This is a genomic window from Pseudomonas sp. SWI36, from assembly GCF_002948105.1.
Classification (GTDB): Bacteria; Pseudomonadota; Gammaproteobacteria; order Pseudomonadales; family Pseudomonadaceae; genus Aquipseudomonas; species Aquipseudomonas alloputida.
On record NZ_CP026675.1, the window covers coordinates 1,066,011 to 1,091,638 of the forward strand.

16 protein-coding genes and 3 rRNA genes are annotated in these 25,628 nt (G+C 60.1%); 5 read left to right on the forward strand and 14 right to left on the reverse strand.

What is annotated here, in order from left to right:
• Positions 1-265: 265 nt before the first annotated feature.
• The 4 genes from C4Q27_RS05330 to C4Q27_RS05350 form a co-directional block, all read right to left on the reverse strand.
• Positions 266-1,909 (reverse strand): acetolactate synthase large subunit, encoded by a 1,644-nt coding sequence (locus tag C4Q27_RS05330; RefSeq protein WP_004576806.1) that lies wholly within the window; start codon positions 1,907-1,909, stop codon positions 266-268.
• A 906-nt stretch (positions 1,910-2,815) separates the two neighbouring features.
• A 5S ribosomal RNA gene (gene rrf, locus C4Q27_RS05340) occupies positions 2,816-2,931 on the reverse strand.
• Between the two features lie 131 nt (positions 2,932-3,062).
• Positions 3,063-5,955: ribosomal RNA gene (locus tag C4Q27_RS05345) — 23S ribosomal RNA — on the reverse strand.
• Between the two features lie 292 nt (positions 5,956-6,247).
• Positions 6,248-7,784, reverse strand: a 16S ribosomal RNA gene (locus C4Q27_RS05350).
• The 16S, 23S and 5S rRNA genes sit together here, the layout of an rRNA operon.
• A 457-nt stretch (positions 7,785-8,241) precedes the next feature.
• Between C4Q27_RS05350 and C4Q27_RS05355 the strand changes: the two genes are divergently transcribed.
• From C4Q27_RS05355 to C4Q27_RS05365, 3 genes are all read left to right on the forward strand, one after another.
• Positions 8,242-9,138 (forward strand): formate/nitrite transporter family protein, encoded by an 897-nt coding sequence (locus C4Q27_RS05355; protein ID WP_064492938.1) that lies wholly within the window; start codon positions 8,242-8,244, stop codon positions 9,136-9,138.
• Between the two features lie 278 nt (positions 9,139-9,416).
• Positions 9,417-10,490 (forward strand): diguanylate cyclase, encoded by a 1,074-nt coding sequence (locus C4Q27_RS05360; RefSeq protein WP_064492939.1) that lies wholly within the window; start codon positions 9,417-9,419, stop codon positions 10,488-10,490.
• A gap of 51 nt (positions 10,491-10,541) precedes the next feature.
• The gene (locus C4Q27_RS05365; protein WP_064492940.1) at positions 10,542-13,127 is read left to right on the forward strand and encodes an EAL domain-containing protein; all 2,586 of its coding nucleotides are present in this window, start codon (positions 10,542-10,544) and stop codon (positions 13,125-13,127) included.
• 14 nt (positions 13,128-13,141) lie between these two features.
• Here the strand turns inward: C4Q27_RS05365 and C4Q27_RS05370 are convergent, their stop codons facing one another.
• The 8 genes from C4Q27_RS05370 to C4Q27_RS05395 form a co-directional block, all read right to left on the reverse strand.
• Positions 13,142-13,480: a DUF2025 family protein gene (locus tag C4Q27_RS05370; RefSeq protein ID WP_020191710.1), complete on the reverse strand. Its 339-nt coding sequence runs from the start codon at positions 13,478-13,480 to the stop codon at positions 13,142-13,144.
• Positions 13,481-13,703: 223 nt separating this feature from the next.
• Positions 13,704-14,573, reverse strand: coding sequence for an HlyD family secretion protein (locus tag C4Q27_RS05375; protein WP_064492941.1), 870 nt, complete (start codon positions 14,571-14,573; stop codon positions 13,704-13,706).
• Between the two features lie 12 nt (positions 14,574-14,585).
• Positions 14,586-14,792 (reverse strand): DUF1656 domain-containing protein, encoded by a 207-nt coding sequence (locus C4Q27_RS05380; protein WP_010952308.1) that lies wholly within the window; start codon positions 14,790-14,792, stop codon positions 14,586-14,588.
• A complete protein-coding gene (locus C4Q27_RS05385) occupies positions 14,779-16,767 on the reverse strand; it encodes an FUSC family protein (RefSeq protein ID WP_104886594.1) in 1,989 nt (662 codons plus the stop codon). Before C4Q27_RS05385 ends, C4Q27_RS05380 begins: the two co-directional genes overlap by 14 nt.
• 205 nt (positions 16,768-16,972) lie before the next feature.
• On the reverse strand, positions 16,973-17,089 hold the full coding sequence (gene ccoM / locus C4Q27_RS29905; RefSeq protein ID WP_003254862.1) for a cytochrome c oxidase subunit CcoM: 117 nt from the start codon (positions 17,087-17,089) through the stop codon (positions 16,973-16,975).
• A 135-nt stretch (positions 17,090-17,224) separates the two neighbouring features.
• Complete coding sequence (locus C4Q27_RS29400) at positions 17,225-17,386, reverse strand: hypothetical protein (protein WP_003254864.1); 162 nt, start codon at positions 17,384-17,386, stop codon at positions 17,225-17,227.
• Between the two features lie 68 nt (positions 17,387-17,454).
• Positions 17,455-17,784 (reverse strand): hypothetical protein, encoded by a 330-nt coding sequence (locus C4Q27_RS05390; RefSeq protein WP_010952305.1) that lies wholly within the window; start codon positions 17,782-17,784, stop codon positions 17,455-17,457.
• A gap of 63 nt (positions 17,785-17,847) precedes the next feature.
• On the reverse strand, positions 17,848-18,543 hold the full coding sequence (locus C4Q27_RS05395) for a M949_RS01915 family surface polysaccharide biosynthesis protein (RefSeq protein ID WP_064492943.1): 696 nt from the start codon (positions 18,541-18,543) through the stop codon (positions 17,848-17,850).
• A 150-nt stretch (positions 18,544-18,693) separates the two neighbouring features.
• On the opposite strand from C4Q27_RS05395, the gene rapA reads away from it, so the two are divergent.
• Positions 18,694-21,540 (forward strand): RNA polymerase-associated protein RapA, encoded by a 2,847-nt coding sequence (gene rapA, locus C4Q27_RS05400; RefSeq protein ID WP_104886595.1) that lies wholly within the window; start codon positions 18,694-18,696, stop codon positions 21,538-21,540.
• A 278-nt stretch (positions 21,541-21,818) separates the two neighbouring features.
• Complete coding sequence (locus C4Q27_RS05405) at positions 21,819-24,083, forward strand: bifunctional diguanylate cyclase/phosphodiesterase (protein WP_104886596.1); 2,265 nt, start codon at positions 21,819-21,821, stop codon at positions 24,081-24,083.
• On the opposite strand, the gene C4Q27_RS05410 is transcribed toward C4Q27_RS05405, so the two are convergent.
• Together C4Q27_RS05410 and C4Q27_RS05415 are read right to left on the reverse strand one after the other, a co-directional pair.
• Positions 23,983-24,870: an NAD(P)-dependent oxidoreductase gene (locus tag C4Q27_RS05410; RefSeq protein ID WP_064492946.1), complete on the reverse strand. Its 888-nt coding sequence runs from the start codon at positions 24,868-24,870 to the stop codon at positions 23,983-23,985. The genes C4Q27_RS05405 and C4Q27_RS05410 overlap by 101 nt on opposite strands.
• A 192-nt stretch (positions 24,871-25,062) precedes the next feature.
• Positions 25,063-25,374: a DUF2288 domain-containing protein gene (locus C4Q27_RS05415; protein WP_012051427.1), complete on the reverse strand. Its 312-nt coding sequence runs from the start codon at positions 25,372-25,374 to the stop codon at positions 25,063-25,065.
• Between the last annotated feature and the right edge of the window lie 254 nt (positions 25,375-25,628).

The window sequence follows — 25,628 nt, forward strand, 5'->3', positions numbered from 1 at the left end:
TCGATAAGACGGCGGTAGTCGAGATCCGGGGGGTTAGGGAAACGCGCGGCCCACGGCTGCGTGGGCAGTAATGGGTCGATGGCCAGATCGGCAGGATGGTTGTGTGTTGAACCAATAGTCATGTTCTCGTGTTCTCTATGAGTAGAGAACCTGAGAATGATCAATTGCAAGAGGCGTGAAGTGGTTGCTATGCACCACCCGACGGCACCTACAGGATCGTGAGATACCTGTGGGTGCCGCCTTGCAGCGATCAGGGCGTCAGGGCTTACACCGCCAGGGCGCGCTCACGCAGCTCGCTGTTGAGGATGCGGTCGTTCTCGCTGTAATCGACCGGGCAGTCGATCACGTGCACACCCGGGGTCTTGATGCAGTGCTCCAGCAGCGGCAGCAGGCCTTCGGCGCTTTCCACACGGTGGCCGTTGGCGCCGTAGGCTTCGGCATATTTGACGAAGTCCGGGTTGCCGTAGTCCAGGCCGAAATCGGTGAAGCCCATGTTGGCCTGCTTCCAGCGGATCATGCCGTAGCCGTCGTCACGCAGGATAACCACGGTGATGTGCATGCCCAGGCGTACTGCAGTTTCCAGTTCCTGGCTGTTCATCATGAAGCCGCCGTCGCCACACACCGAGATTACCGGGCGGTCCGGGTGCACCAGGTGCGCAGCCATTGCCGATGGTAGGCCGGCGCCCATGGTCGCCAGGGCGTTGTCCAGCAGCACGGTGTTTGGCTTGTGCGCTTTGTAGTTGCGGGCGAACCAGATCTTGTAGATGCCGTTGTCCAGGGCGACGATGCCTTCGGACGGCAGTACACGACGGATGTCAGCCACCATGCGCTGTGGGTAGACCGGGAAGCGGTCGTCGTCGGCGCCTTCGGCGATCTGTGCTTCGTTGGCTTCACGGATGGCCATCAGGCGGGTGAAGTCCCAGTGCGACGTGTCGTTCAGTGCTTCACTGATCTGCCACACGGCGTTGGCGATGTCGCCGATCACTTCTACTTGCGGGAAGTACACGGCATCGACTTCGGCAGAGCGGAAGTTGATGTGGATGACTTCGGTGCCGCCACGAACCATGAAGAACGGTGGCTTCTCGATCACATCGTGGCCGATGTTGATGATCAGGTCGGCGGCTTCGACAGCGCGGTGAACGAAGTCGCCCGACGACAGCGCAGCGTTGCCGAGGAAGCGCGGGTGGCGCTCGTCGACCACGCCTTTACCCATCTGGGTGGTGATGAACGGGATGCCGGTCTTGTCGATCAGCTGCTTGAGGACCTTGGCGGTCATCTTGCGGTTGGCACCGGCACCGATCACCAGGATCGGGTTACGCGCATTCTGCAGTTTCTCGACGGCAGCTTCGATGGCCACATGCTCGGCCAGCGGGCGGCGGTGCAGGCTGCGCGGGATCGGCAGCGCGTCGGTCTGCTCGGCGGCGATGTCTTCGGGCAGCTCCAGGTGCACCGCACCCGGCTTTTCTTCTTCGGCCAGGCGGAAGGCTTCGCGCATGCGGGCCGGGATGTTGTCGGCCGAGGCGAACTGGTGGGTGTACTTGGTGATGGGGTCCATCATGCCGCACACGTCAATGATCTGGAAGCGACCCTGCTTGGACTTCTTGATCGGCTTCTGCCCGGTGATCATCATCATCGGCATGCCGCCCAGATAGGCGTAGGCGCTGGCGGTCACCAGGTTGGTGGCACCAGGGCCGAGGGTCGACAGGCTGACGCCGGTCTTGCCGGTCAGACGACCGTAGGTGGCAGCCATGAAACCTGCAGACTGCTCGTGACGGGTCAGTACCAGCTTGATCTTCGACTTGCGCAGGGATTCGAGCAGGTCGAGGTTTTCCTCACCGGGAATGCCGAATACATACTCGACACCTTCGTTTTCCAGGCATTGCACAACGACATCGGCGGCCTTGGCCATCTTGCTTGCTACCTCAAGTGATGGGACGGGGAAGTCCAGAAATGCGCAGCACGGTACGCTGGCATCGCCAGGTCCAGGAGCAAAAGTGCCCCGAACCAAAGTCTTGACGTAGGGGGGGTGCGGGAAAGTCACGTTAATGCTGCGTTGAGGCCATTCTAACCTGGCTTCGCACCATCCTCTGTAGGAGCGGGTTTACCTGCGAAGGGGCCGGACCTGCTGGCCAATTTCCACCTGCCGTTCACCGTTGCCGCCGCCACAGTATTCGCGGGATCAAACCCGCTCCTACACAGATCGGTGGTAAACACGCATCGGTGGTTGGACACAGGCCGCTGTAGGGGCGGGTTTACCCGCGAAGGGGCCGGACCTGCTGGCCAATTTCCACCTGCCGTTCACCGTTGCCGCCGCCACCGTATTCGCGGGTAAACCCGCTCCTACACAGATCGGTGGTAAACACACATCGGTGGTTGGACACAGGCCGCTGTAGGAGCGGGTTTACCCGCGAATGGGCCGGCCCTGCTGGCCAATCCCAACCCGCCGTTCACCGTTGCCGCCGCCACCGTATTCGCGGGTAAAACCGCTCCTACACAGATTGGTGGTGGACACACATCGGTGGTTGGACACAGCCCGTCGTAGGAGCGGGTTCACCCGCGAATGGGCCGGACCTGCTGGCCAATCCCCACCTGCCGTTCACCGTTGCCGCCGCCACCGTATTCGCGGGTAAACCCGCTCCTACACAGATCGGTGGTAAACACACATCGGGGGGTGGACACAGGCCGCTGTAGGAGCGGGTTTACCCGCGAACACCGGCGAAGCCGGTGCCATCTCCGCTCTCGAGCAGGTCCAGTTTTTTGCCCACAAAGACAAAACCCCTACCTGCATGCGCAGATAGGGGTTTTGCGAAATGAATCTTGACGATGACCTACTCTCACATGGGGAAACCCCACACTACCATCGGCGATGCATCGTTTCACTACTGAGTTCGGGATGGGATCAGGTGGTTCCAATGCTCTATGGTCGTCAAGAAATTCTGTTGCCAGAATGTCCAGATGGACAGCCCAGCGAATCCGGATATGCGATATTTGTGGTCTTACGAATTTTCGGGTCTTTCGTCTTCACCACCGCAATCTGCGTCGGCAAATTGCTTGGGTGTTATATGGTCAAGCCTCACGGGCAATTAGTATTGGTTAGCTCAACGCCTCACAGCGCTTACACACCCAACCTATCAACGTCGTAGTCTTCGACGGCCCTTTAGGGGATTCAAGATCCCAGTGAGATCTCATCTTGAGGCAAGTTTCCCGCTTAGATGCTTTCAGCGGTTATCTCTTCCGAACATAGCTACCCGGCAATGCCACTGGCGTGACAACCGGAACACCAGAGGTTCGTCCACTCCGGTCCTCTCGTACTAGGAGCAGCCCCTCTCAAATCTCAAACGTCCACGGCAGATAGGGACCGAACTGTCTCACGACGTTCTAAACCCAGCTCGCGTACCACTTTAAATGGCGAACAGCCATACCCTTGGGACCGGCTTCAGCCCCAGGATGTGATGAGCCGACATCGAGGTGCCAAACACCGCCGTCGATATGAACTCTTGGGCGGTATCAGCCTGTTATCCCCGGAGTACCTTTTATCCGTTGAGCGATGGCCCTTCCATACAGAACCACCGGATCACTAAGACCTACTTTCGTACCTGCTCGACGTGTTTGTCTCGCAGTCAAGCGCGCTTTTGCCTTTATACTCTACGACCGATTTCCGACCGGTCTGAGCGCACCTTCGTACTCCTCCGTTACTCTTTGGGAGGAGACCGCCCCAGTCAAACTACCCACCATACACTGTCCTCGATCCGGATGACGGACCTGAGTTAGAACCTCAAAGTTGCCAGGGTGGTATTTCAAGGATGGCTCCATGAGAACTGGCGTCCCCACTTCAAAGCCTCCCACCTATCCTACACAAGCAAATTCAAAGTCCAGTGCAAAGCTATAGTAAAGGTTCACGGGGTCTTTCCGTCTAGCCGCGGATACACTGCATCTTCACAGCGATTTCAATTTCACTGAGTCTCGGGTGGAGACAGCGCCGCCATCGTTACGCCATTCGTGCAGGTCGGAACTTACCCGACAAGGAATTTCGCTACCTTAGGACCGTTATAGTTACGGCCGCCGTTTACCGGGGCTTCGATCAAGAGCTTCGCTTGCGCTAACCCCATCAATTAACCTTCCGGCACCGGGCAGGCGTCACACCCTATACGTCCACTTTCGTGTTTGCAGAGTGCTGTGTTTTTAATAAACAGTCGCAGCGGCCTGGTATCTTCGACCGGCATGGGCTTACGGAGCAAGTCCTTCACCCTCGCCGGCGCACCTTCTCCCGAAGTTACGGTGCCATTTTGCCTAGTTCCTTCACCCGAGTTCTCTCAAGCGCCTTGGTATTCTCTACCTAACCACCTGTGTCGGTTTGGGGTACGGTTCCCAGTTATCTGAAGCTTAGGAGCTTTTCTTGGAAGCATGGTATCAACCACTTCGTCGCCTAAAGGCAACTCGTCATCAGCTCTCGGCCTTGAAATCCCGGATTTGCCTAAGATTTCAGCCTACCACCTTAAACCTGGACAACCAACGCCAGGCTGGCCTAACCTTCTCCGTCCCTCCATCGCAATAACTGGAAGTACAGGAATATTAACCTGTTTTCCATCGACTACGCTTTTCAGCCTCGCCTTAGGGACCGACTAACCCTGCGTCGATTAACGTTGCGCAGGAAACCTTGGTCTTTCGGCGTGCGAGTTTTTCACTCGCATTGTCGTTACTCATGTCAGCATTCGCACTTCTGATACCTCCAGCAAGCTTCTCAACTCACCTTCACAGGCTTACAGAACGCTCCTCTACCGCATCATCGTAAGATGATACCCGTAGCTTCGGTGCATGGTTTGAGCCCCGTTACATCTTCCGCGCAGGCCGACTCGACTAGTGAGCTATTACGCTTTCTTTAAAGGGTGGCTGCTTCTAAGCCAACCTCCTAGCTGTCTAAGCCTTCCCACATCGTTTCCCACTTAACCATGACTTTGGGACCTTAGCTGACGGTCTGGGTTGTTTCCCTTTTCACGACGGACGTTAGCACCCGCCGTGTGTCTCCCATGCTCGGCACTTGTAGGTATTCGGAGTTTGCATCGGTTTGGTAAGTCGGGATGACCCCCTAGCCGAAACAGTGCTCTACCCCCTACAGTGATACATGAGGCGCTACCTAAATAGCTTTCGAGGAGAACCAGCTATCTCCGAGCTTGATTAGCCTTTCACTCCGATCCACAGGTCATCCGCTAACTTTTCAACGGTAGTCGGTTCGGTCCTCCAGTCAGTGTTACCTAACCTTCAACCTGCCCATGGATAGATCGCCCGGTTTCGGGTCTATACCCAGCGACTAAACGCCCTATTAAGACTCGCTTTCGCTACGCCTCCCCTATTCGGTTAAGCTCGCCACTGAATATAAGTCGCTGACCCATTATACAAAAGGTACGCAGTCACCTAACAAAGTAGGCTCCCACTGCTTGTACGCATACGGTTTCAGGTTCTATTTCACTCCCCTCTCCGGGGTTCTTTTCGCCTTTCCCTCACGGTACTGGTTCACTATCGGTCAGTCAGTAGTATTTAGCCTTGGAGGATGGTCCCCCCATATTCAGACAAAGTTTCTCGTGCTCCGTCCTACTCGATTTCATTGACAAGAGATTTTCGTGTACGGGGCTATCACCCACTATGGCCGCACTTTCCAGAGCGTTCCACTAATCTCAAATCAACTTAAGGGCTGGTCCCCGTTCGCTCGCCACTACTAAGGGAATCTCGGTTGATTTCTTTTCCTCAGGGTACTTAGATGTTTCAGTTCCCCTGGTTCGCCTCTTGCACCTATGTATTCAGTACAAGATAACCAGCTTATGCTGGCTGGGTTCCCCCATTCAGAGATCTCTGGATCACAGTCTGTTTGCCGACTCCCCAAAGCTTATCGCAGGCTACCACGTCTTTCATCGCCTCTGACTGCCAAGGCATCCACCGTATGCGCTTCTTCACTTGACCATATAACCCCAAGCAATCTGGTTATACTGTGAAGACGACATTCGCCGAAAATTCGTACGTTGCTCTTTCGAGCAGAACTCACAAATTTTACCTTAGCCTGATCCACCAGCAGTGAAACTGGTGTTCAGTCTATATCTATCACATATCCGAATTTTTAAAGAACGATCTGACAAAAGCCAGAAATCAACATTCGAAGCGAATGCTCATTTCCAGGTTCTGACCAGGAAAAACGTCTTCGACAATGAATCAAGCAATTCGTGTGGGAGCTCATCAGCAGGCTGATGTCGTCGATTAAGGAGGTGATCCAGCCGCAGGTTCCCCTACGGCTACCTTGTTACGACTTCACCCCAGTCATGAATCACACCGTGGTAACCGTCCCCCCGAAGGTTAGACTAGCTACTTCTGGTGCAACCCACTCCCATGGTGTGACGGGCGGTGTGTACAAGGCCCGGGAACGTATTCACCGCGACATTCTGATTCGCGATTACTAGCGATTCCGACTTCACGCAGTCGAGTTGCAGACTGCGATCCGGACTACGATCGGTTTTGTGAGATTAGCTCCACCTCGCGGCTTGGCAACCCTCTGTACCGACCATTGTAGCACGTGTGTAGCCCAGGCCGTAAGGGCCATGATGACTTGACGTCATCCCCACCTTCCTCCGGTTTGTCACCGGCAGTCTCCTTAGAGTGCCCACCATAACGTGCTGGTAACTAAGGACAAGGGTTGCGCTCGTTACGGGACTTAACCCAACATCTCACGACACGAGCTGACGACAGCCATGCAGCACCTGTGTCAGAGTTCCCGAAGGCACCAATCCATCTCTGGAAAGTTCTCTGCATGTCAAGGCCTGGTAAGGTTCTTCGCGTTGCTTCGAATTAAACCACATGCTCCACCGCTTGTGCGGGCCCCCGTCAATTCATTTGAGTTTTAACCTTGCGGCCGTACTCCCCAGGCGGTCAACTTAATGCGTTAGCTGCGCCACTAAAATCTCAAGGATTCCAACGGCTAGTTGACATCGTTTACGGCGTGGACTACCAGGGTATCTAATCCTGTTTGCTCCCCACGCTTTCGCACCTCAGTGTCAGTATCAGTCCAGGTGGTCGCCTTCGCCACTGGTGTTCCTTCCTATATCTACGCATTTCACCGCTACACAGGAAATTCCACCACCCTCTACCGTACTCTAGCTTGCCAGTTTTGGATGCAGTTCCCAGGTTGAGCCCGGGGCTTTCACATCCAACTTAACAAACCACCTACGCGCGCTTTACGCCCAGTAATTCCGATTAACGCTTGCACCCTCTGTATTACCGCGGCTGCTGGCACAGAGTTAGCCGGTGCTTATTCTGTCGGTAACGTCAAAACAGCAAGGTATTAGCTTACTGCCCTTCCTCCCAACTTAAAGTGCTTTACAATCCGAAGACCTTCTTCACACACGCGGCATGGCTGGATCAGGCTTTCGCCCATTGTCCAATATTCCCCACTGCTGCCTCCCGTAGGAGTCTGGACCGTGTCTCAGTTCCAGTGTGACTGATCATCCTCTCAGACCAGTTACGGATCGTCGCCTTGGTGAGCCATTACCCCACCAACTAGCTAATCCGACCTAGGCTCATCTGATAGCGCAAGGCCCGAAGGTCCCCTGCTTTCTCCCGTAGGACGTATGCGGTATTAGCGTTCCTTTCGAAACGTTGTCCCCCACTACCAGGCAGATTCCTAGGCATTACTCACCCGTCCGCCGCTGAATCAAGGAGCAAGCTCCCGTCATCCGCTCGACTTGCATGTGTTAGGCCTGCCGCCAGCGTTCAATCTGAGCCATGATCAAACTCTTCAGTTCAATACTGCTTGGGTTTTTAAGAAACCCTAAACTTGGCTCAGCAATCTCAAATGACTATGTGATTTCTCGCATGGTCACTTGTGATGCTGACAATCTTTTTGACTATCAGTCCGTACTCACAAGCACCCACACGAATTGCTTGATTCGATTTGTTAAAGAGCGTTTGGTTAAGAGCTTTTCGTCTCAACCGAGGCGCGCATTCTACGCTTTCCTCAGAGTCTGTCAAGCGTTTATTTTGAAGTTTTTTACTACCGCTTTCTTTCGAAAGCTAACAACTTCAACAACTTACCGCTTGCCCCGAAGCGTTCATCGCTGCGAGGAGGCGAATAATACGCGCTTTGAAATCAGAGTCAACACCTTGTTCTGAAAAACTTTTCCAACACCGTTTTGCCGCTAACCGGCAACTAATGAAAGCGCCGTGGATCTGTAAAGAAACACACCACGGAGCGTAGCGGCCATGAGCAATGGGCAAAGCGAGAAAACCCCCGGCCTCTCTGCAGATGAAGAGCAGGAGGTCAGCCACAGCCAACCGCCACGGGCGGCAGTGCTGCACGAAATCATTCGCTACCAGGGCGACCAGGAGCTGGAACGTACACTTGCCGCGTTGTGGTGGTCGGCACTTGCCGCCGGCCTGTCCATGGGGCTGTCGTTGATGGCCATGGGGCTATTCTACGCCCGCCTGCCAGAAGGCGATGGTGCCCAGGTGGTCGCCAGCATCGGCTACAGCGCGGGCTTTCTTGCCGTGATCCTGGCCCGCCAGCAACTGTTCACCGAGAATACGCTCACCGCGGTGCTGCCCGTCATGACCGCACCTACGCTGGCCAACTTCGGACGCCTGCTACGCCTCTGGGGCGTGGTGTTGCTTGGCAACCTGGCAGGTACCCTGCTGGTGGCCTGGGTGATGCTGGAACTGCCGATATTCGACAGCAAGACCGATGTGGCATTCCTGGAGGTCGGTCGCAAGGTAATGAAGAACGACATCAGCCAGATGTTCGCCAAGGGCATAGTCTCAGGCTGGATGATTGCCACCATGGTCTGGATGATCCCTTCAATGGAGCACGCCAAGATCTGGATCATTCTGATGATCACCTACCTGATGGCCCTTGGCGATTTCACTCATATAGTAGTGGGGTCAGTCGAAGTGTCCTACCTGGTGTGGGCTGGCGACGAAACCTGGAGCCGCTTCTGGCTGGAATTTGCACTGCCGACGCTGGCGGGCAACATCATCGGTGGCAGTTTCATCTTCGCCTTGATCAGCCATGCACAAGTGCGCAGTGACAGTGGCAAACCACCCTCGCGGCTTCTGAACGACGACCAGCCCCAGTCCGCGCGCAGCAGACATGAGCACAAATGACACTCAGCGTGCCGCTACGGTGAGTTCATGCCCCTGGTCCTGCTCACTCACAGGCCAGGGGCTCCCCATCAGTTTGCCCGTCATGCGGTGAGTCCAGGTTGCCCCGCCCCCGCCTGCGAGTGCTCAGTAGTACCTGAGCCTGGTTATCAACTGCCCCACCGTGATCGAATCAACCGTGAATTGGCTTGCAAGGTCATTTCTCGCCGATGACACACTGTTCAACAATATTCATGCGTGTTATGCGATGAACGGTACACCGACAGAAAACTGTGAGCACTATGGATAACCGCAACGGCAAAGGACTTTCATTCGTCAAGCGCATCTACCTGCCGCGGGTCATTGGCCTGGGAATCGGCCTGTTCACTGTCATGGCGGCCATTGCGCCGCTGTCACCCCCCTCCTGGGCATGGCTGCTGGTACTGTTCAATGGTCTACTGTGGCCGCACGTGGCCTACCTGTGGGCTGCCCGCTCGACAACGCCTTACCAGGCGGAACAACGCAACCTCCTGCTGGACTCCCTGATGGGTGGGTTCTGGACCGCCGCCATGCACTTCAACCCGCTGCCCAGCGTGACCGTGCTGGCGATGATGACGATGAACAACGTCGCCGCCGGCGGCAAGCGCATGGTCTTTCGCGGGGTGCTGGCGCAACTGGCTGGCATGCTCGCCGCCATCCTGCTGCTCGGCCCTGGCTTGCAATTGACCGCCACGCCCCTGCAGGTCTATGCGTGCCTGCCAATGCTGGCGCTGTACCCGCTGGCCTTGGGCTGGGTGTGCTACCAGCTTGCGATCAAGCTGGGCGACCACAAGCGCCGGCTGAGCGCCCTGAGCCTGACCGACAGCCTGACCGGGCTGTTCAACCACGGCGCCTGGAAGGACCTGCTGCAGCTCAAGTTCCAGGCGTGCAAGCAGCAACAGGGGCACGCGGTGATTGCCCTGATCGACATTGATCACTTCAAGACCATCAACGACACCTTTGGCCATGTGGTCGGCGACTGTGTACTGCGCCAGCTCAGTGCTGAGCTGCGGCGCAGTTTGCGCGAGGGCGACCAGGCCGGGCGTTACGGCGGCGACGAGTTCTGCGTGATCATGCCCGAAACCAGCGAAGCCCAGGCCTGCCAAGCCATGGAGCGTCTGCGCGAGCGGGTTTCCAGCTACCGCAACCCACAGTTACCGCACCTGCGCATCAGCCTGAGTATCGGCCTGTCGCCCTTCCAGGCCAGCCTGGAGTCCCCCGAGCACTGGCTCGAACAGGCGGACAAGGCGCTGTACATCGCCAAGCACGCTGGCCGCGATCAGGTCAATTTTGCCCGCGGTGAAGCTGCCGCGCTCAGGCTGGCCTATCCTGATTGAACCTCCTTCCTGACTGCCTGGCGGGAGGTTGCCTGAAGGAGTCGCTCGCGCATGGCCAGGACCGCCAAGCTTTCACCCGCTAGCCCCACACCGCGCTTTCAGGTACGCCACCTCATTGCCGGTTTCAGCGCAGTGTTCGGCCTGGCTTGCCTGGTCATTCTCGGCGCTCTGTTCAATATCGCCCGCACGCTCGACCAACAGGAGCGCGAGCGTAGCGCCTTCCATGCGACCCAGGCGCTGGAACAACGGCTGCTCGCCTCGCGCCAGTTTCTGTCCAGCTATGCCGTATGGGATGCAGCCTTCGAGCACCTGTCGGGCCAAGCCGACTGGCAATGGGCCTACGAGGAAAAGAACGTAGGCGAGTCGCTGTACAGCGCCAGCGGCTACGAAGGGGTGTTCGTAGTGGAAAACGACCGCACCACCTATGCCTTGTTCAAAGGCCAGCCCAGCCAGGCAGGCGCTGACAGCTATATAGACACACCACTGCAGCCGATCATCGAACAGGCCCGCGCGGCGGCGATTTCACGCGAGCAGGTCACCCGTTTCGTGCTGTTCAATGGCTGGCCGGCCGCACTCAGTGCAGCAGCCGTGCGGCCGGACCGGGAGGTTACCGACAGCGAGGTGAGCCAGGCGCCGGTCATGCTGTTCATTGACCAGCTCACCGAAAGCAAACTGGCGCAGTTGGGTAAAGGCGCCGGCCTGACCGGCATGCACGTGGAAAAGGAGGATATGCAGGATCACAACCACCTGCGCATCGACCTGGGCGACACCGGCTACCATCTGACCTGGAACAGCCCGCTGCCGGGGCAGCAGATGCTGTGGGCAGTGTTGCCCGCACTGTTGTGTGCACTACTGATACTTGGGCTGGTGATGCTGTACCTGTTCCGCCATGCCTTGCGCAGCTCCCGGGCAATCGGCCTCACGCTCGTGCATCTGCAACAAAGCAACCAGGCCCTGGAGGCCAGCGAGCAGCGCTTCCGGGCGGTGGCCGAGTCGGCATCCGACTGGATCTGGGAAACCGACCGGCAACAACGCCTGACCTACCTGTCGCAACGCTTCGCCAACGTCACCGGCTACCCGGTAGACGGCTGGCTGGGCCACCCGCTCAACCAGTTGCTGGCCTGCGATACCACGCCGCTGTCACCTTGGCTGGACGCCCTGACTACGGCCGAGCCGCAGCAATTGGCCAACCTGCGCTGTACTTACCGCGACCAGAATGGCCAGAACCGCTACTGCCGGATATCCGCCCGCGCTATCTGGCGCGATGGCAAGGCCATCGGTTTTCGGGGTACCGCCAGCGATATCACCGACGAAGTCGACGCCCACGCGCGCATCCAGCACCTTTCGCTGCACGACCCACTGACCGGGCTGGCCAACCGCAACAAGCTCGCCCGGCACCTGGAGCAGGCCTTGTTGCGCGGCAGTGACTCGCCGCCACTGACCTTGTTGCTGCTGGACCTGGACAACTTCAAGCCGATCAACGACTCGCTCGGTCATGCCGCCGGAGATGCCGTGCTGCAAGAAGTGGCAACGCGCCTGCGCGACACTACCCGCGATGGCGACCTGGTCGCGCGTCTGGGCGGCGACGAGTTCATCCTGGTACTCAGCGGCATGGACAATAGCAGCGAGATCGACCGCTTCTGTGCGCGCCTGATCGGCCTGCTGCAGCAACCCATCGTCTTCGAAAACCAGCCGCTGCACATTGGTGCCAGTATTGGCGTTGCCCAGACGCGCAACCAGGGCTTCGATGCAGGTGAGCTGATCCGCTGCGCCGACATCGCCCTGTACCAGGCCAAGGCCGATGGAAAGAACACATGGCGCTACTTCGTTGCCGAAATGAACCAGCAGATCCAGTACCGCCGCCAGCTGGAGAACGACCTGCGCCGGGCCCTGCGCAATGAGGAGTTCGAGTTGCATTACCAGCCGCGCTACCGCCTCGACGACCTGCGTATCGTCGCGGTCGAGGCCTTGGTGCGCTGGCGGCATCCTCAGGAAGGGTTGCTGGGGCCGGACACCTTCATCCCGTTGGCCGAGCAGAGCGACATCATTGTTGCGCTGGGCCGCTGGGTGCTTCGCGAAGCTTGCCGCACTGCCCATGACTGGCCGGCCGACGTGCTGGTTTCGGTCAACCTGTCGCCTGCCCAGTTCTTGCGCAGCGATGTGGTAGCGGACGTGCGCGAAACTTTGCTCGACACGGCCTTCCCCGCCCAACGCCTGGAACTGGAAATTACCGAGAACGTGATGCTCAACGATATCGAAGGCGCATTAGGCACCATGCTGTCGCTCAAGGAGCTAGGGGTGCGCCTGAACATGGATGATTTCGGCACCGGCTATTCGTCGTTGGGCTACCTGCGTACCTACCCGTTCGACAGCATCAAGATCGACAAGCGCTTCATCAGCGGCCTGAACAACAACGGCGGCAGCGACCGCGCTGTGGTCCAGGCCATCATCAACCTGGGCGAAGCGATGGGGCTGACAGTGACAGCCGAAGGCGTGGAAAGCGAACATCAACTCAAGTCGCTGGAAAAGGACCGCTGCCATGAAGTGCAAGGCTATTACCTGAGCAAGCCCCTGGACAGCGCCGGGTTGACGGCGTTGTTGCACCAACCCTCCCAAAACACTGCACAGCCTTTGTAGACCCGGCCTTGCTCCTAAACAGACTGGGTGCGCTGCTGCAGGCTGCGCTGCGCCACGATTTCGGGCAGATCACAGCGGCGAAGGTAGGCGCGCAACGGTTCACCAATGTTCAAGCGGTCATCCACATGCTGATCCAGCAACAGCGACAGCCGTTCGCGGCACAGCGCCATGCGCTGCCCTTGCTCGGGCCGCCAGACAAACTCGCTGCAGGGGGTGATACTGGCATCGGCCACGTCCATGCCGAACGCGTCCTCGGAGAAACGCACGATATGAACACCGCGCTTGCCGTGAAAGCCGACAAAGCCCTTTAGCTGATCGGCGGCGTTGCAGATATCCTGGGAAGTGATGGCCATGACGTAACCTCGCAATGAAATCGGAAGATACGCACGCCAGGCGGGAAAAGGGTTGCCTCTGTCGGGCAACTCACAACGGCAGCCTAACGCAACTGGCGGGCCGCTCGCCAAGTTTTTTCGTGTTTGCCCGACGTCGTCGGCGAACTCGAGCTGTACGGCCTTCACCACACGACCCGGCTGTACCGCTTCGAACGTTACATTTCTGTGTATTGAGGCAGCACCATCACTGCGGGTCGCGGTCCTCGTGCACTTGCACACTCGCCGTCATCCCCGCACTCAAGGTCAGCCCTTCCGGCACCTGATCCAGGCGAATCCTCACCGGTATGCGCTGGGCCAGTCGCACCCAGTTGAAAGTCGGCTCTACCTCCGGCAGCAACTGGCTGTCCGGGTTGCTGTTGCGGTCGGTGATGCCGCGGCTGATGCTCTCCACGTGCCCCTGCATCGGTTCACCCGCGCCCATCAGCCACACGGTCACAGTGTCACCTACGCGAATGCGCGGCAACTTGGTTTCCTCGAAATAGGCCTGGATGTAGAACGTCGAATCATCCACCAGCGCCATCACCGATTCCCCGGTATTCACATAATTGCCCTCGGCCAGACGCAGATTGGTGATATGCCCGCTGCGCGGTGCCCGCACCTCACTGCGCGCCAGGTTGATCCTGGCCACCTGCAACTGCGCCTCGGCTTCATGCAGCTCGCCACGCGCGATGGCGGCATTGATCTGGGCGTTTTCACGCAACTCGGCACTGATCGCCTCTGGCCCCAGGGCAGTACGCCGGGCTGCTTCACGCTCGCGCAAGCGCAGTTGCTGGGCGCGTGTCTCGGTCACCGCGCTGGCCTGATCGAACGCGGCCTGGAAGCGCTCGCGGTCAATACTCATCAACAGGTCGCCAGCCTTGACCTGCTGGTTGTCATGGACCTTGAGTTCGCGAACCCAGCCGGACACATCAGGCGCAATCACCACCACATCGGCGCGCACACGGGCATCACGCGTCCATGGGGTGAGCATGTAGTACTGCCACAGCTGGTAGCCGGCCAACACGGCCAGGGCCACCACACACAGGGTCACCAGAATACGTACGGCCGCACGCATCGAAACACTCCTTTATAAAGTCCCAGACAGGCGTACCACCAGGAACAACACACAGACGAACAGCGCTGCGTCGAACAGCGCTTCATGCCAGATCCAGCGCCCCAACGGTGTGGCATGCACCACCAGGCGCAGCAGGCCGGTGAGCAGCAGCGCCAACAACACATAAAGCAAAAACGGGCTGAGCAGCACACCGCCCACTTCCCACTCACGCAAACCCATGGGTGTCCTCCTGCCAGCGGCACCATTTGCCCCAGCTTTTCTGCAATTGCAGTACTGCCCCCTCGGCCAGGCGAAGCGGGTCGCTGGCTGGCAGCCGACGCAAGGCTGCAATGAACTGCTCACTGGCAGCATCCAGCAGTTGCCCACGCCCGGCAGCAGGCCCTTTGGCCAGCGCTGCCTCCACGTGTTGCAGGTACTCGCGCTCGGCCCGCCCCAAAGGGGCCTGGGCGACCGCCAGGCACATGCGCAGGTGTACCAGTTCATCGCCGATATCAAGCCCGTGCAGGCCGTCATCCCAACGTTTGCGTTCGCCTTCCGGTAATTCACTGGCATGCCGCGCCAGTTGCATCAGCCGGTCGGCCATGCGCCCGCCAAACCAGCTGTCAGCCCCGCGCAGGTCGCGCCGAGTCAGGCGCACCAGGTCGCTCTGCGTGGCAGCTCGCAAGCGCCGGCCCAGCCAGGCCGGATGGCGGAACACCAGTAAGCGAAAGGCCATGACCGCTGCCGACACCCCCACCAGCATGGCCAGGGCACTGTTCAGCATGGTCGCCACGCCGAACTGCATGGCGTTGAGCGGCGACACCAGCACAATGAAGTGCAGGCAATAGGAAGTGGCCGTAGCCCCGGTACGCGGATGGGCCATGCCCAGTGCACCAAGAAACAGTGGCACGCCCATGCCCAGGCAGAGCATGGCGAAGCTGCTCCATTGCGGCAGCATGATCTGCCCGACCACAAACGCCGCCGGTATCGCCAGGAATATCCCGCGCAGGAAACTCAGGCCGATCTGTGCGCCGTTCTCGCGACTGGCGAACAGGCTGCAGACCACGCAGGTCAGCACCAGGCCACCGGGGGCCGAAGGCCAGGCCGTGGCCAGCCAGAAACCACTCATTACCAGGAAGGCCAGCGCGCTGCGCGAGCCGAACAGCAAGGCCAGCGACCAGTCTCGGTGCGCGGCCAGCCCCTGGGACACGTCCTTGGGCGCCCTGCCCGCCTCCACATCCTCAAGTGCCTGGCTGGCGGCCATGGCATAGTCCAATAGCAGGGCCATGCGCGCCAGGCAGAAGTGCTCCGCTGAACTGATTTGCTCATCGTGGGCGGCATCCCAGATTCGCTGACGCAACAACAGCAGGCTGGGCTGATCGGGTTGAGCCAGCAGCGTGCGCACTTCCTGCAACCAGGGCGTCAGATGCTCGACCTCACCCTCATCCAGTTGCCGCCACTGGCGGCGCACCGAACGGGAAATACGCAACAGCACCATCAGTTTCTGGCTAAGGCCACGAATGGCACGGGCACGTTGGCGCCCGCGATTGCCCTCGAACCAGGCATGTTCACGTTGGCTGTCGATGGCAACGATGCGCCCCAGGCTTTCCAGCAGGCCTTTGCGCGCCTCGTCCTCTCCGCCCAGCATGGCGCTGGCGGCCTGCAGGCCGTTCTGCCAGGCCTGCCGCGCCTGCCCGCCCAGTTGCTGCTCGACCCGCATGGGCCAGAGCAAGGCACTGCTGGCTGTTGCACAGAAAATACCCAGGCAGATCTCGGTACAGCGAGCCACGGCCTGGTCGAATACTTGCAGGGGGTGGTCAATGGCCGGCAAGGCAATGATCGCTGCGGTGTAGCCGGCCAGCACGAAGGCATAGGCCCAGGCGCTGCGCAACTGGGTGGACGCTGCGGTACACAGCGCCAGCCAAAGCGCCAAGGTAAGCAGAAACAGGCCGGGGGTCTGGGCGAACAGGCCGATGAACAGCACCGACATGACTGTGCCGACCAACGTGCCGGCCAACCGCGCCAAGCCTTTCTGCACCACCATGCCCGATAGCGGCTGGGCGACGATGAAAGCAGTCATCAATGCCCAGGAGGGTTGCTCCAGCCCCCAGCGCATCGCCAGCCACAACGCCAGGCCGCCCCCGAGCAGGGTCTTGATGGCAAACTTGAGGGCGAGGCTGCTGGGCGCGAACAGGGCCTGAAAGGTGATGGGCACGAGGCGGACCTTGCGGGGAAAAGTCTTGCTGAAAAGATAGACAATGATGAGCAGGATAAAGCGGAAACGATTAATTAGCTAGCTAATCATGTATATTCGATTGGCCTGCATTGAAAGGGACAGCTCAGACAATAAAAAATGCAGGCAAAAAAAATGGGCGACCGAAGTCGCCCTAAATGCCTTGCGTGCTCGTGTACCCGGAAGGTCAGCGCGGCTTGCGCTTGTTCGAGTCCTTCCAGATGAAAATGCCCAGACCGGCAAAGAAGGCGACCATCAGCCCGACCGTTACCACACCGGCGATAACCACGTTGTCGAAGAACATGCTGGCCTCCCCATTCGTTTGCCGTTGTCCGATGGGTACACGTTAACCAATGTGGCGGCGGGGAAAATTGATCAGTGTCAATGGTGCCCGAGGCCGGGCACGCGAGGGGGGCGCAGGGTTGACCTGCGTCAAGTTTCAACGCTTCTTAGGCTTGCCCTTGGGCTTCTTTTTCTTGCTGGTACTCAATGGCAGGGCCTGCTCGAAAGCATTGCGCATTTCGTTCAGCCGCTTTTCCTTGAGGTCGTGGACGCGCTTGGCACGTTCGGCATCGAAATCGATGAGGTTGTCTTGGCTCATGGGGTGGGCTCGACGATCAACAGAGAATTGCATGATGAAGCCAGGCGCAGGCGCTGACCAGCCCCGTATCAGACTTCGATGTCCACCAGCAGTCCTTGGCGTACATGCTCGCCCATCAATGGCGCTACCGGCACGGTGTTGTCGGCATTGACCTCGTCACCCGGCACGGCCTCGTAGCGTTCCTGCTCGCCCTTGTTCCGGCGTTGCTGCTGGCGGCGCTGTTCATCGCGCAGCAACAATACCTGCTCCTGCGGGTCGCGCTGGCGCTTGAGGTCAATAGCACTTTCGCCGGACGCAGGCTGCGTCGGCACCACCGGCTTGACGTCGGGGGTTGGCTTGACCGGGTCCTGTTGCGAGGTGACCGGGGCGGCACTGAGCGGAATGATCGGCGGCAGCATGGACGTTCTCCTATGCCCCCTGTATCGGCAGGCGCAGCTTTACCTTGATGTCATGGACAACATTTACTCGGCTTCGTCACCCGGCTCGTCGTCGACTGGCGGGCTGGCCTCGCTCCAGGGCCGCTTGTACACCTGCTGCCAAACCGCATCCATATGATCGCGCAATACCTGCGGCGCGGCTTTCAGCGAAGCGCTGTCCTCGCGCTCACCGCCGATCGGTTCCTCGCCCGCCGGGGTGATCAGCGACTGGCCGGTAATGGTGTAACTGGCCTGCCCTTCACGCATCTCGATGGCGATGTCATGCGGGTCGATACCGCCGCCGCAGAATGCATGGCTGGCCACCGTTATCTCGGCCACCCCATTCTTGTTCAGGTCGCTGACGTCACTGACGTCATTATAGAAGTCCACGTCCAGGTCCAGCCCCGGGCAGGTCGTTTCCTGCTCGACCTGCCAACGCGCCTTGAAGGCGTCGCTCTCGGCCGTGCGCCCGTACAAGGTGGCCTTGAGCACCACCTTGTCCACTTCCTGTTCGCTTTCCAGGTCGCTGGCCTGGCCATCGCTGCGGCTCAGGACCAACAGCCCTTCGCCGTCACCGTCACGAAAGTGCACGCTCTTTATCGGCGTCTGCACGCCCAGTACCTCAAGCTGCTCCATCGGAATGGGGGGCAATGTCTCAAAGTTTTTCTGCTCGCAGGCGCTCAGCAGCACCAGGCTGCCCACGGCCATCGAAGCGCTGATCCAGCGGTGCTTGGCAGACATGTTGATCCGGGGCCCTCGTCGGCGGCGCTGTGCAGGGCGATGAAACGACTAGACTGTGCCTTTCGATACCTTTCGGTGCTATCGGCACTTTGGTCTGACCGGCCGATCCGTTAACATAATCGGCTTTTTCATCGCGGGAGTTCAGGCAGTATGGCGCAGCAGTATCAACCGGGGCAACGCTGGATCAGCGACAGCGAAGCAGAGCTCGGCCTGGGTACCATCCTGGCGCAGGATGGCCGCCTGTTGACCGTGCTCTACCCGGCCACTGGCGACACCCGCCAGTATTCCCTGCGCAATGCGCCGCTGACCCGCGTGCGCTTCTCGCCAGGTGACCAGATCACCCACTTCGAGGGCTGGAAGCTGACCGTCCGCGAGGTCGAGGACATCGACGGGCTGATGGTCTACCACGGCCTGGACGGGCAGAACCAGCCTCGCACCCTGCCTGAAACCCAGTTGTCGAACTTCATTCAGTTCCGCCTGGCCAGCGACCGCCTGTTCGCCGGGCAGATAGACCCACTGTCGTGGTTCAGCCTGCGCTACAACACCCTGCAGCACACCAGCAAGCAGATGCAGTCGGCACTGTGGGGGTTGGGCGGCTGCCGCGCACAGCCCATCGCCCACCAACTGCACATTGCCCGCGAAGTCGCCGACCGCAGCGCCCCGCGCGTTCTGCTGGCCGACGAAGTGGGCCTGGGCAAAACCATCGAAGCCGGCCTGGTCATCCACCGCCAGCTGCTGTCGGGTCGCGCCAGCCGCGTACTGATCCTGGTGCCGGAAAACCTCCAGCACCAGTGGCTGGTGGAAATGCGCCGGCGCTTCAATCTGCAAGTGGCGCTGTTCGACGCCGAGCGCTTCATCGAAAGCGACGCCAGCAACCCGTTCGAGGATGCCCAACTGGCGTTGGTTGCCCTGGAGTGGCTGGTCGATGACGAAAAGGCCCAGGACGCGCTGTTTGCCGCTGGCTGGGACCTGATGGTCGTCGACGAAGCCCACCACCTGGTCTGGCACGAAGACCAGGTCAGCGCCGAATACGGCCTGGTCGAGCAACTGGCCCAAGTGATCCCGGGCGTACTGTTGCTGACCGCCACCCCCGAGCAGCTTGGCCAGGACAGCCACTTCGCCCGCCTGCGCCTGCTCGACCCCAACCGTTTTCATGACCTGGCCGCTTTCCGCGCCGAGAGCGAGCACTACCGCCCGGTGGCCGAGGCGGTGCAGGAACTGCTCGACGAAGGCCGCCTCTCGCCCAAGGCCCACGCCACCATCCTGGGCTTCCTGGGTGCCGAAGGCGAAGCCCTGCTGGCGGCAGTCAGCGACGGCGATACCCAGGCCAGCGCGCGGCTGATTCGCGAGCTGCTGGATCGCCACGGCACCGGCCGCGTGCTGTTCCGTAACACCCGTGCGGCGATCCAGGGCTTCCCCGAGCGCCAGTTGCACCCCTACCCGCTGCCCACGCCCGAGCAATACCGCGACCTGCCAGCCGGCGAGCACGCCGAGCTGTACCCGGAAGTTGCCTTCCAGGCCCAGGGTGAAGTGGCCGATGACGAGCGCTGGTGGCGTTTCGACCCACGCGTCGACTGGCTGATCGACACCCTGAAGATGCTCAAGCGCACCAAAGTGCTGGTGATCTGCGCCCACGCCGAAACCGCCATGGACCTGGAAGACGCCCTGCGCGTGCGCTCCGGCATCCCGGCCTCGGTGTTCCATGAAGGCATGAGCATCCTCGAGCGCGACCGTGCCGCTGCCTACTTTGCCGATGAAGAGTTTGGCGCCCAGGTGCTGATCTGCTCGGAAATCGGCAGCGAAGGCCGCAACTTCCAGTTCGCTCATCACCTGGTGATGTTCGACCTGCCGGCGCACCCCGACCTGCTCGAACAGCGCATCGGCCGCCTTGACCGGATCGGCCAGAAGCACACTATCCAGCTGCACATCCCGTACCTGCAGGAAAGCCCGCAAGAGCGCCTGTTCCAGTGGTACCACGAAGGCCTCAACGCCTTCCTCAACACCTGCCCCACCGGCAATGCCCTGCAGCACCAGTTCGGCCCACGCCTGCTGCCGCTGCTCGAAGGCGGCGAAAACAAGGCCTGGGATACCCTGGTGGCCGACGCCCGCAGCGAACGCGAACGCCTGGAAGCCGAACTGCACACTGGCCGTGACCGCCTGCTGGAACTCAATTCCGGCGGCGCCGGCGAAGGTCAGGCGCTGGTCGAGGCCATTCTGGAACAGGACGACCAGTTCGCCCTGCCGATCTACATGGAAACCCTGTTCGACGCCTTCGGCATCGACAGCGAAGACCATTCCGAGAACGCACTGATCCTCAAGCCGAGCGAGAAGATGCTCGATGCCAGCTTCCCGCTGGGCGACGATGAAGGCGTGACCATCACCTACGACCGTGGCCAGGCGCTGTCACGCGAGGACATGCAGTTCCTCACCTGGGAGCACCCGATGGTACAGGGCGGCATGGATCTGGTGCTGTCAGGCTCGATGGGCAACACCGCCGTGGCGTTGATCAAGAACAAAGCGCTCAAACCAGGCACTGTCCTGCTTGAACTGCTGTTCGTCAGCGAGGTGGTGGCACCCCGTAGCCTGCAACTGGGCCGCTACCTGCCGCCGGCGGCACTGCGCTGCCTGCTCGACGCCAATGGCAACGACCTGGCGTCACGCGTTGCTTTCGAAACCCTCAACGACCAGCTCGAGAGTGTACCGCGCGCCAGCGCCAACAAGTTCGTCCAGGCCCAGCGCGATGTGCTGGCCAAGCGTATCAGTGGCGGCGAGGAGAAGATCCTGCCGGCCCACAACGAGCGCGTGGCCGAAGCCCAGCGCCGCCTGACAGCCGAGGCCGACGAAGAGCTGGCGCGCCTGGTGGCATTGCAAGCGGTCAACCCAAGTGTGCGTGACAGCGAAATCGACGCCCTGCGCAAGCGGCGCGAAGATGGCCTGGCAATGCTGGAGAAGGCCGCCCTGCGCCTGGAAGCCATTCGCGTGCTGGTGGCTGGCTAACGCAGGCCCCGCGCCCCTTGTGGGAGCGGGCACGCCCGCGAACACCGGCGAAGCCGGTGGCATCCACCGCTGTGGATGCTTCGCGGGCTCGCCCGCTCCCACAGGAAGGCATTAGGTCCCCCAAATTTATTCCTCACTGCGATTGGAGTTATAACCAAATCGTAGAAATCATTGTGCCATTAGTCAGGAAGGCTTAAGTACTCCTTCCTATACTGCCTCTGGACAGTCTGCACAGGGTTGTAGCGCAGACGAGTGAAAACTCGATCAAGAGGCATTCCATGGAATGGCTGGGGCTGCAACTGTTCGCCGATCTTCCCGCAACCGGGCGCATCGTCATCGACTGCCGTCATGAACCGCTCTTGGTTCTGCTCGCCTATTTCGTTGCTTGCGCAGCCTGTTTCGCCACGCTCGACATGGCCGAGCGTCAGTCCCACAGCGACGACCCCACCGCCCACCGGCAATGGAACATGCTTGGAGCCTGCTGCCTGGCCGGCGGCATATGGGCCATGCACTTCATCAGCATGCTGGCCTTTCGGGCCCCGGTGGACGTGCACTACGACGTATCCCTGACCATTCTTTCACTGCTCATCGCACTGGGCGTGGCCTGGTTGGCCATGCACAGCCTCGAACGCAGCAACATGCGCGCGCACCATTTCGTGCCGAGCGCAGGGCTGATCGGCCTGGGCATCATCCTCATGCATTTTGTCGGCATGGCCGCGATGGAAACGGGTGCCCGCCAGTACTACCAAACCGGCTTGCTACTTGCCTCTGCCGCCATTGCCCTGCTCACCGCCCTGACCGCGCTGTACCTGGCCCGCTACTTGCGCAATGGCAGCGGCACCCTGTACCAGGCCATGAAGTACGGCGCCAGCCTGCTGATGGCCGGCGGCATCGTCGCCACTCATTTCACCGCGATGTCGGCCATGACCTTGGTCATCCCTGCCGATACCGCACTGCGCCTGCCCTCGGGCGACAACAGCCTGCAACTGGGACTGGGCATCGGCTTCATCACCCTGCTGATCAGTGGCGCCAGCATCAGCGCCGCACTGGCCGACAAGAAGCTGCAAAGCAAGGAGCACGACCTGCGCCGGGTCAGCGTACTGCTCAGCCAACTGGACCAGGCCCGCGCTTCGCTGCAGCAGGCGGCGCATTATGATGCCCTGACCAACCTGCTCAACCGCCGTGGATTCAACCAGGTATTCGCCGAGCGCCTGGTCGAACATCAGGCCAGCGAAAACCGCCTGGCCGTCATGTTCCTCGACATCGACCATTTCAAGCGTATCAACGACAGCCTCGGCCACGATGCCGGTGACGAGCTGCTCAAGGTGATCGCCAACCACATCAAGGCCGCTACCCGCAACCACGACCTGGTTGCGCGCTTTGGTGGCGACGAGTTCTGTGTGGTCACCAGCCTGAACAGCCGCGACGAAGCCCGCCACTTGGCCCAGCGCATCATGCAACGGATGAAAGAACCCATCGACCTGGGCGGGCGGCGCATGGTCATGACCACCAGCATTGGTATAAGTATCTTCCCGGACGATGGCAGCACAGCCGAAGAGCTGCTCAAGCATGCCGACCTGGCCCTCTACCAATCCAAGGACAACGGGCGCAACAGCCTGAATTTCTTCAATGACAGCCTGAAGGCTCGCGCGTCGATCGCCTTGCAACTGGAAGAAGAGCTGCGCCTGGCGCTGCTCGAAGAGCGCGGGCTGTGTGTGCACTACCAGCCGATCTTCGACCTGCGCAGCGGGCAAATGGCCAAACTGGAAGCGCTGGTACGCTGGCAGCATCCTCAACACGGCCTGCTCGGGCCCGACCGTTTTGTCGGCATTGCCGAAGCCAACGGCCTGATCATCGACCTTGACCTGTGGGTGCTGCGCCATGCCTGTGCCGACCTGGCCCACTTGCAGCGCCACGGCTACGGCGAGGTCCAGGTCACGGTCAATTGCTCGGCAGTCACCCTCAGCCACGACGAACTGCCTAACGAAGTAGAAAAGGCGCTGTTCCACGCCGGCCTTGCGCCACGCCACCTGGAGCTGGAGGTGACCGAGAACGCCCTGGTGGGGGATATCCAGCGCACGGTCAGCCTGCTCAAACGCGTCAGGGCTTTGGGGGTGGCACTTTCGATCGATGATTTTGGTACCGGCTACTCGTCACTGGCATACCTCAAGCGCCTGCCGCTGGATGTGCTGAAGATCGACCGCACCTTCCTGCAGGATGTACCGGGCAGCCAGAAAGACCGGGAAATTGTCCAGGCGATCATCGCCATGGCGCATACCCTGCACCTGCGGGTAGTCAGCGAGGGCGTGGAAACCGCCGAACAGCAGGCGTTCCTCGAAAGCCATGGTTGCGACTACCTGCAGGGCTACCTGTTGGGGCGCCCCGTACCGCTGGCCGAGTTGCGCCCACTGCTGGAGCGGTTGCAGCGCCAAAACAGCCGGATCACACCTTCTTGCGGTACAGCTCTACCAGGGTCGCCGGATCTTTTTGCAGGTAACCCTGGCTACCGTGCAAGCGCATCAGTTGCGCGGCAAGGCCACTGAGCGGCGTCGCAGAGCCTTGCTCGCGGGAAAACTTGACCGCGCCATCGAGGTCCTTGAGCAGCGTGCGTACGTGCCACTTGATTGGCTCGAAGCGGCTCTCGGCCATTTGCGGTGCAAGAATCTGCAATGGCTTGGAATCGGCAAAGCCCCCCGCCAGCGCTTCAGCGATCAGCGTCGCGTCCACGCCCGACTGTTCGGCCAGTGCCACCACTTCTGCAATTACCAGGGCATTGCACGCTACGATCATCTGGTTGCAAGCCTTGGTCACCTGGCCCGCGCCTACCGCGCCCATATGCGTCACGCGCTGACCAAGCACCTGCAGCACCGGGCGTGCACGCTGCAGATCGGCCGCTTCACCGCCAACCATGATCGCCAGCGTGCCCGCTTCGGCACCGGGCGTACCGCCAGATACCGGTGCATCCAGCCAGGCCATGCCGCACAGTGCGGCCAGTTCGGCAGCCATTTCACGGGTGGCGGTGGGTTCCAGGCTGGAGAAATCGATCAGCAACTGGCCGCTGCGCCCGCCCTGGGCAACGCCTTGCTCGCCGAACACCACTTCACGCACCACCGCCGTGTCGGCGAGGCACAGTAGCACCATGTCGCTGTCACGGCACAATTCGGCCGGGCTGCTGGCCAGGCGCGCACCAGCAGCGACCAGCGCGGCGCACTTGTCCGGGCTGCGGTTCCATACCGTCAGCGGATAACCCGCTGCCAGCAGGCGGCGGCACATGGGCAGGCCCATCAGGCCGATGCCGGCGAATCCAAGCGAAGGTAGTGCAGTGCTCATCGATAAACTCCTGACTGATTCGAACATTTCCCAGGCTGGCGGCGGTCCCGGTGGCGCCTGGCAGAACGATGGCCACATTACGCATCCCGTAAACTGTTACCGCCACGCCGAATTGTTACTTCCCTCTACCCGTCTTGATTGCTTTCAAGCACCAAAACGGCGCTGATGCGTATTTTTGCGCACTAAAAAAGATCACGCCTCTTCCTGGCCCTTCACCTGAATCACGATGAACGGTGAAACCACCACCGCCCAGATCTCTGGGTCGCGGCTTTGCAGGTCCAATGCCTGCTCGGCCGACACCGGCCCAACAGTGCCATCACTACGCCACTTGGCGAAGATCTCGCTGCGATTCTCGGCCATCGCCTCGGCAACGGCGATCAGGTCAAGGCTGGGGTCGACCCAAATCAGGTCACCCTTGGCCCAAAAACGCTCCAGCGCTTTCCACTCGATGATTGCCGTCTCGCCAAGCAATTTGGCATAGAGGGTGCTTGTTTGATCAGTCATGGGTGGTATCCGCAAAAAATCGGTCAATAAAAAGGCCGGCATTTTTGCAGAAAAACCCGGTTTCAAATATGTAATTTGGTCGATTGGCCCCGAAGTTGTGGGACGGGGTCGCAGATGCAGGCAGTTTGATGGCGCCTTTCTGTATCTTTCTGTCGATCAAGCGACAACGCAGGAAAGACGCACTTTTCGACCGCTTTTCAAGCGCTCGAACAGCGCTCTACACTGTACCGGTACAGTTCCGGGACATGTTCCGG